The 6,073-nt window shown below is 70.3% G+C and carries 10 protein-coding genes and 1 pseudogene; all 11 read left to right on the top strand.

Annotated features, from left to right (window positions below; translation table 11 throughout):
• Window positions 1-124, top strand: a pseudogene (locus tag BZL64_RS41120) (DUF2637 domain-containing protein); the annotation flags it as partial.
• Window positions 125-141: 17 nt separating this feature from the next.
• Window positions 142-336 (top strand): hypothetical protein, encoded by a 195-nt coding sequence (locus BZL64_RS13750; protein WP_086769466.1) that lies wholly within the window; start codon window positions 142-144, stop codon window positions 334-336.
• A 1-nt stretch (window position 337) separates the two neighbouring features.
• Window positions 338-529, top strand: a complete 192-nt coding sequence (locus BZL64_RS13745; protein WP_086769465.1) for a mobile element transfer protein — start codon at window positions 338-340, stop codon at window positions 527-529.
• An 11-nt stretch (window positions 530-540) separates the two neighbouring features.
• Window positions 541-699 (top strand): hypothetical protein, encoded by a 159-nt coding sequence (locus tag BZL64_RS13740; protein WP_086769464.1) that lies wholly within the window; start codon window positions 541-543, stop codon window positions 697-699.
• 19 nt (window positions 700-718) lie between these two features.
• A complete protein-coding gene (locus tag BZL64_RS13735) occupies window positions 719-1,030 on the top strand; it encodes a SpdD-like protein (protein WP_086769463.1) in 312 nt (103 codons plus the stop codon).
• Window positions 1,031-1,125: 95 nt separating this feature from the next.
• Window positions 1,126-1,677 (top strand): GGDEF domain-containing protein, encoded by a 552-nt coding sequence (locus BZL64_RS13730; RefSeq protein WP_086769462.1) that lies wholly within the window; start codon window positions 1,126-1,128, stop codon window positions 1,675-1,677.
• Window positions 1,678-1,762: 85 nt separating this feature from the next.
• Window positions 1,763-1,948, top strand: a complete 186-nt coding sequence (locus BZL64_RS13725) for a hypothetical protein (RefSeq protein ID WP_086769461.1) — start codon at window positions 1,763-1,765, stop codon at window positions 1,946-1,948.
• A complete protein-coding gene (gene repSA / locus BZL64_RS13720; protein WP_086769460.1) occupies window positions 1,941-3,317 on the top strand; it encodes a replication initiator protein RepSA in 1,377 nt (458 codons plus the stop codon). The genes BZL64_RS13725 and repSA overlap by 8 nt, the downstream gene beginning before the upstream one ends.
• Window positions 3,314-3,511: a helix-turn-helix domain-containing protein gene (locus BZL64_RS13715; RefSeq protein ID WP_086769459.1), complete on the top strand. Its 198-nt coding sequence runs from the start codon at window positions 3,314-3,316 to the stop codon at window positions 3,509-3,511. The genes repSA and BZL64_RS13715 overlap by 4 nt, the downstream gene beginning before the upstream one ends.
• Window positions 3,511-4,743, top strand: coding sequence for a tyrosine-type recombinase/integrase (locus BZL64_RS13710; protein WP_086769458.1), 1,233 nt, complete (start codon window positions 3,511-3,513; stop codon window positions 4,741-4,743). The genes BZL64_RS13715 and BZL64_RS13710 overlap by 1 nt, the downstream gene beginning before the upstream one ends.
• A 166-nt stretch (window positions 4,744-4,909) precedes the next feature.
• Complete coding sequence (locus BZL64_RS13705; RefSeq protein ID WP_086769457.1) at window positions 4,910-5,929, top strand: ParA family protein; 1,020 nt, start codon at window positions 4,910-4,912, stop codon at window positions 5,927-5,929.
• Window positions 5,930-6,073 lie beyond the last annotated feature (144 nt).

The raw sequence follows: 6,073 nt of genomic DNA, 5'->3' as shown, positions 1-6,073 counted from the left end.
CGCCCGCAAGGTCGCCGCCGACTACCGCGACCGCACCGGCGCCCCGATCGACACCGACACCCTCCGCGCCCGCCTCGGCGTCCCGCCCCACCTCGCCGACGCCATCGCCGCCCAGCTCGCCTGACCCGGAAGGAAGCCCAGATGACCTCCGACCCCGCCGACCTGACCACCGCCGACTACCTCGACGGCGCCCGCGAGATGACCGCCGCCGCCCGGCCCTACCTCGCCCACCTGCTCGCCGAGGAAGCCGCCCAGCGCACCACCGACCCGGCCACAGCCGCCGGTATCCGCGCCAGCTTCCCCGACCCCACCACCACCCGGAAGGAGAGCAACTGACATGCCCGCCCGCGACAACTTCCACTCCGTGATGCGCATCGGCCCCGTGCAGATCGGCACCCACCGCGACCGCCACGGCCACACCAAGCACGCCGCCGTCTGCACCGCCGACCGCTGCGGCTGGTCCGCCGACTACTCCAGCCAGAGCGCCGCCCAGCTCGCCGCCCGCACCCACCGCTGCCGCGTCCGCTAGGAGACACCGCCATGCAGGTCCCCCTCTGGTTCGCCCTCGCAGTCGTCGGCTACCTCGGCGTCAAGTTCCTCCGCCCGCCCTGGTGGCTCATCGCAGTCCTGCTCCTCGGCGGCTACCTCCTCGCCGACAGCGTCCTGGCCCCCGCCATCGACACCGCCCTCACCAAGTAACCGAGAAGGGAGAACCGCCATGCTCCGCCCGAAGATCCCCACCATGCCCACCCCGACTGGGCTCGTCACTCCGCCCGCCGTCGTCGAGCCGACCACCGTGGTCCAGCACCACCAGGCGCCCGCCCCGGCCCCGGCTGCGTCGACCCGCCCGACGATCCAGCTCACCCCCGGCACAGTCCTCGCCCTGGTCGGCGCTGGTACGGCCGTGGTCCTGGTCGTCGGCGCCGTCCTCGTCTCGATGCTCCTGGCCGTCGCCGTCACTGGCGTATCCGTCGCGGTCTGCGCCGTGGTGATCCGCTCTCTGATCAACACCGACCTCAAGCGTCGCTGAACGGTCCCAGGGGCGACGCACAAGCCGCCAAGCACGCCGCCGCTCCTGGAACCGGGTTCCGCCCACACCAACCGCCATCGCCAAGGGACAACGCCATGGACCTGCACATAGCCGCGAGCATCGTGCCGTTACTCGGCTGGGCCGTGCACGGCGGCATCCTCACCCGCCGTCTCGCCTGTGCCCGCCGCGACCCGCTCACCGGCCTGCACACCCGCGCCGGATGGACCGCCCGCGCCGAACACCTCATCCGCCGGCACCCGAACGCCGCCGTGCTCCTGGTCGACCTCGACCACTTCAAGAACCTCAACGACACCCACGGCCACGCCGCCGGGGACGCCGCCCTCGTCGCCACCGCCGACCGGCTACGCGCCTGGTGCGGACACAACGGCACCGCCGGACGCCTGGGCGGGGACGAATTCGTCGCCATAATCCGGGACCTGGCCGCCGCCGACCTCGACGCGCTCACCGCCGCACTGCACCGGCCGCTGTCCTACGACGGGACGTTCCTCCCGCTGGCGGCCTCGGTCGGCGTCTGCCCCGTCGCGGAACTGGCACTGCCGCTCCTCACGGACGCGCTCACCGCCGCCGACGCGGCCATGTACGCGACCAAAGGCCGCACCCGCAGGGGCTCCCGCACCACTCGCTGAAAGGCCACCGGGTGGCGCACAAGCCGCCAAGCACGCCGCCACCCGGGGCCGTTCCTTCCAACCGCAATCGAAAGGAACCACCATCATGGCCCACCACACGCCGCCCCCGCCGAGGATCTGCCCGGCCTGCGACGGCTTCGCCTCCGTCGCCGTCACCCTCGGCGGCCGTGACCACCGTGGCCACCTGCGCACCATCACCGCGCACTGCCCGGCCTGCCAGGGCACCGGCACCGCCACCGTCCGCCGCTCCCCGGAGGGCGCGCGTGCCTGAGCAGCTGCTCGACCGTGCCACCCTCGGCGACCTGCTGAGGGTGGCTTCGGCCGCTGACTACCACCGCTGGCACGAGCAGATCCGCCGTACCGGCGGCTGCGCCGACCCCATCCACCTGACCGGCTGGGTCCTGCACAAGGACAAGACGACCGGCGAGACCCTGCACCACTACTCCACCGAGGGCGAACCGGGCGGACGGCTCCGCCTTGCCTGCGGCAACCGCCGGGCCTCCCGCTGCCCGTCCTGCGCCTGGACGTACGCGGGCGACACCTACCACCTCATCCGGGCCGGGCTCGCCGGGGACGACCGACGCGACATCCCGGCCACCGTCCGCGATCATCCCCGCGTCTTCGCCACCCTCACCGCCCCCTCGTTCGGCCGTGTCCACAACCGGCCCGACCGGGGCGTCTGCCGCTGCGGCACCCGCCACGCCGCCGACGATCCCGTCCTCGGCACCGCCCTCGACCCGGAGACGTACGACTACGCGGGCGCGGTGCTGTTCAACAACCACGCCGGGCACCTCTGGCAACGCTTCACCAACCGGCTCCGCCGTGAGGTCGCCGCCCGCGCCGGCATCACGCAGCGGGAGTTGAAGGAAGCCGCCCGGCTCTCCTACGGCAAGGTCGCCGAGTTCCAAAAGCGCGGGGCCCTGCACTTCCATGCCGTGATCCGCCTCGACGGACCGGACGGCCCCGGCACCGCGCCGCCGACCTGGGCCACAGTCGACCTCCTCAGCGACGCCATCCGAGCCGCCGCCGCGCACTCCTACACCTCGGTCTCCGTCCCGACCGCCGCCGACCAGCCCGCCCGGACCTTCCGCTGGGGCCGACAGCTAGACGTCCGGCCAGTCAAGGCCTTCGGGGACGGCGCCGACATCACCGAACAGGCCGTCGCCTCCTACGTCGCCAAGTACGCCACCAAAGCCGCCGAGAACACCGGCACCCTCGACCGCCGCATCGGCGAACTCGCCGAACTCGACCGCCACGGCGTCCCCGACCACACCCGCCGCCTGATCGAAGCCTGCAAGCTGCTCGACCCGCTCTACCCGGACCGGCGCCTGTGGGCCTGGGCGCACATGCTCGGCTTCCGCGGCCACTTCTCCTCGAAGTCCCGCCGCTACTCCACCACCCTCGGCGCCCTCCGCCAGGCCCGCGCCGACTACCGCGCCGCCCAGGAGCACGCCGCCCTCGGCCTCGAGGACCAGGAGCCGGACACCGTCCTCGTTCTGGCCGACTGGCAGTACGCCGGACACGGCCACACCCCCGGCGAATCCGCCCTCGCCGCCACCATCGCCCGCGACCTTCAACTCAACCGCGAGACCGCCCGCGAGGCCCTACGCGACCTGGCCCTGGAAGGAGCAGCCGCATGACCGTCCACACGCTTCCGGAGCGGTACCTGACCCCGGCCGATGTCGCCGAGCTGCTGGGCGTGCCGGTCGAAACGCTGTATCAGTGGCGGCGGAAGCGCTCAGGCCCTCCGGCCTTCCGCGTCGGCCGGCACCTCCGCTACGACCCCGCCCGACTTCGCGAGTGGGTCGACGTTCTGACTGAGGTGGCCGCCTGATGCCTGGCCACGTGCAGGATCGCTGGTACAAGACCGAGACGGGCCCGGACGGCAAACCTGTGAAGGTGAAGACCGACCGCTACGGCAGCGGCCTGCGCTACCGGGCCCGGTACGTCGGGCCCGACGGCACCGAGAAGAGCCGGTCCTTCCCCGACCGTCAGAAGCGCAAGGCGGAGGAGTGGCTGGCCGAGACGGCGGCCGACATGTCCCGCGGCCAGTACGTCGACCCGAAGGCCGCCCGCATGACCTTCCAGCAGTACGCGGAGCGCTGGATCACCGGGCAGACGACCGACCTGAACACGCGCATCGGAGTGGAGACCCGGCTTCGGCTGCACGCCTTCCCCCGCATCGGGGCGCGTCCGCTCGGTTCCTTCCGGCCGGTCCATATCCGCGAGTTCGTGCGCGACCTGGAGAACGACTCGATAGGCGGCAGCTACGCCCGCAACATCTACGCCAACGTCCGCGCGGTGCTGTCGGCCGCCGTGGACGACGGCCACCTCGCCCGGAATCCGTGCTCGGCGGCATCCGTCCGCCCGCCGGCCGTCTCGGCGGCCCGGGTCGTGCCGTGGCTCCCCTCGCAAGTGACTGCGGTCCGCGACGCCCTGCCCGAGCGGTACCAGGCCATGGTCTCCGTGGGCAGCGGCTGTGGTCTCCGACAGGGCGAGATCATCGGTCTCGCCGAGGACAGCGTGCAGCTCGACGGCGACACGCTGCGGGTCACCACTCAGGTCAAGCAGATCCGAGGCGTCGCGGTCTTCGCTCCGCCCAAGGGCAACAAGGAGCGGGACGTGCCGCTGCCGTCCTCGGTGGCCACCGCCCTGCGCCGGCACATGAAGAGTCACCCGCCCGTGGGTATCAAGCTGCCGTGGGGCAGGCCGGATGGCCCGCTCACCGAGCGGCGTCTGATCTTCACGAACACGGTCGGCGGGATCGTCTGGCGGAGCAACTTCAACGTCCACGAGTGGAAGCGGGCTCTTGCCGCGGCCGGCCTCATCCCGACGCCGGAAGCCGGGAAGCCGTTCGCCTCCGCCCGGCAGCACGGGATGCACGCCCTTCGCCACTTCTACGCCTCGGTCCTCCTGGACGCGGGCGAGAGCATCAAGGCCGTGAGCGAGTACCTCGGCCACGCCGATCCGGCGATGACGCTTCGGGTGTACGCCCACCTGATGCCCAGCAGCAGCGAGCGCGCCCGCCGCGCCCTGGACGACGTCTTCGACATGGCCGAGGGATAGCCCACCTGCACGAGACGGCCCCCGGTTGGCGGCAACACCGCTGATAGGGGGCTTGATCGCGCCCGGGAGACATCAGCTCCCAGATCGACGTCCGAACTCGCCTTGACAAAGTCCAAAATGGACGTGACAATGTCCCTACACTCCTCCTCGAGACGATGGGACTCAGATGACCACTTACGCCTTCTGGAACAACAAGGGTGGCACCGGCAAGACGAGCCTGTGCTTCCAGACGCTCTCGCTCTACGCACACGAGAACCCCCACGAGCGCATCCTTGTCCTCGACGTCTGTCCGCAGGCGAACCTTTCCGAGCTGTTGTACGGGGGATTGGCCTTCCGCGGCAGCGAAGTCCTGCTTGCACGGCAGGGGGAGCAGAGGCGTCGCACGATCGGCGGGTACTTCGAGTTGCGACTGTCCTCCCCGTACGCCCCACCGACCATCGTGGCCGCCGACTACATCTCGAAGCCCAGTCAGTACAACCAGGCGATCCCGCAGAACATCGACCTGATCGCCGGTGATCCGCTGCTAGAGATGCAGGCGACTGCGATGTCCGCGCTGGCGAACACGTCGATCCCGACCACCAACTCGTGGCTGCGCATTATCGACTGGATTCGCGACCTGCTCGACACGGTATCCGGCGAGTACGACACGGTATTCATCGACACCAACCCCTCGTTCTCGATGTACACCCAGGTCGCGCTTTCCGCTGCTGACAGGCTGATCTTGCCCGTGATGGCGGACGACTCGTCGCGTCGCGCCATCCAGAACGCCTTTTCACTGGTCTACGGCCTCAAGCTTCCCTCGGACATCTACACGCAGTACGCCTTCGCCACGCGCCTCCGCGACGCCGGACGGGATCTCCCGGCGGTACACGTCATCGCCAAGAACCGACTCACCCAGTACATGGGGGCGGCATCTGCCTACGCCGCGGTGCTGCACTCGATCGACCGGGACGTCGAAGCACTCATGGCGTCGACCCCCGACATGTTCACCTTCGACAAGATCAAGGATGGCGTCGTCGAGATCCGTGACTTCCAGACCGCCGGCGTGGTTGCGCAGGCACGCGGATGCCCCCTCTATGCACAGAAGCCCGGCAAGCTGGACATCATGGGGCATCGCGTCCAGGTGAAAGCGGACTACCTGGAGAACTGCGTCATCGATGCCAGAAAGCTTGTGGCAACGCTGTAAAAGCGCAGGCGACACCCTTTCGTGTACCAGCGCGGCTCAGGCGCACGGCCCAGACACGGCCCCGCGCCTAAGGGAGGGCCCCGAACAGCACCTTCAGTGCTGGCCAGGGGCCGTTCGCGCCGATTCGCCTGCCAGTTCTCCGGG

It is taken from the genome of Streptomyces bobili, assembly GCF_002154575.1.
In the GTDB taxonomy this organism is placed as follows: domain Bacteria; phylum Actinomycetota; class Actinomycetes; order Streptomycetales; family Streptomycetaceae; genus Streptomyces; species Streptomyces bobili.
The sequence above is the reverse complement of the archived record's forward strand: the minus strand, read 5'-3'. Positions and strand labels throughout refer to the sequence as shown.

Coding starts and splice junctions, on each gene's coding strand:
- BZL64_RS13740 (WP_086769464.1), top strand. CDS start 541: ATGCAGGTCCCCCTCTGGTTCGCCCTCGCAGTCGTCGGCTACCTCGGC.
- BZL64_RS13745 (WP_086769465.1), top strand. CDS start 338: ATGCCCGCCCGCGACAACTTCCACTCCGTGATGCGCATCGGCCCCGTG.
- BZL64_RS13705 (WP_086769457.1), top strand. CDS start 4,910: ATGACCACTTACGCCTTCTGGAACAACAAGGGTGGCACCGGCAAGACG.
- BZL64_RS13710 (WP_086769458.1), top strand. CDS start 3,511: ATGCCTGGCCACGTGCAGGATCGCTGGTACAAGACCGAGACGGGCCCG.
- BZL64_RS13750 (WP_086769466.1), top strand. CDS start 142: ATGACCTCCGACCCCGCCGACCTGACCACCGCCGACTACCTCGACGGC.
- BZL64_RS13730 (WP_086769462.1), top strand. CDS start 1,126: ATGGACCTGCACATAGCCGCGAGCATCGTGCCGTTACTCGGCTGGGCC.
- BZL64_RS13725 (WP_086769461.1), top strand. CDS start 1,763: ATGGCCCACCACACGCCGCCCCCGCCGAGGATCTGCCCGGCCTGCGAC.
- BZL64_RS13715 (WP_086769459.1), top strand. CDS start 3,314: ATGACCGTCCACACGCTTCCGGAGCGGTACCTGACCCCGGCCGATGTC.
- BZL64_RS13735 (WP_086769463.1), top strand. CDS start 719: ATGCTCCGCCCGAAGATCCCCACCATGCCCACCCCGACTGGGCTCGTC.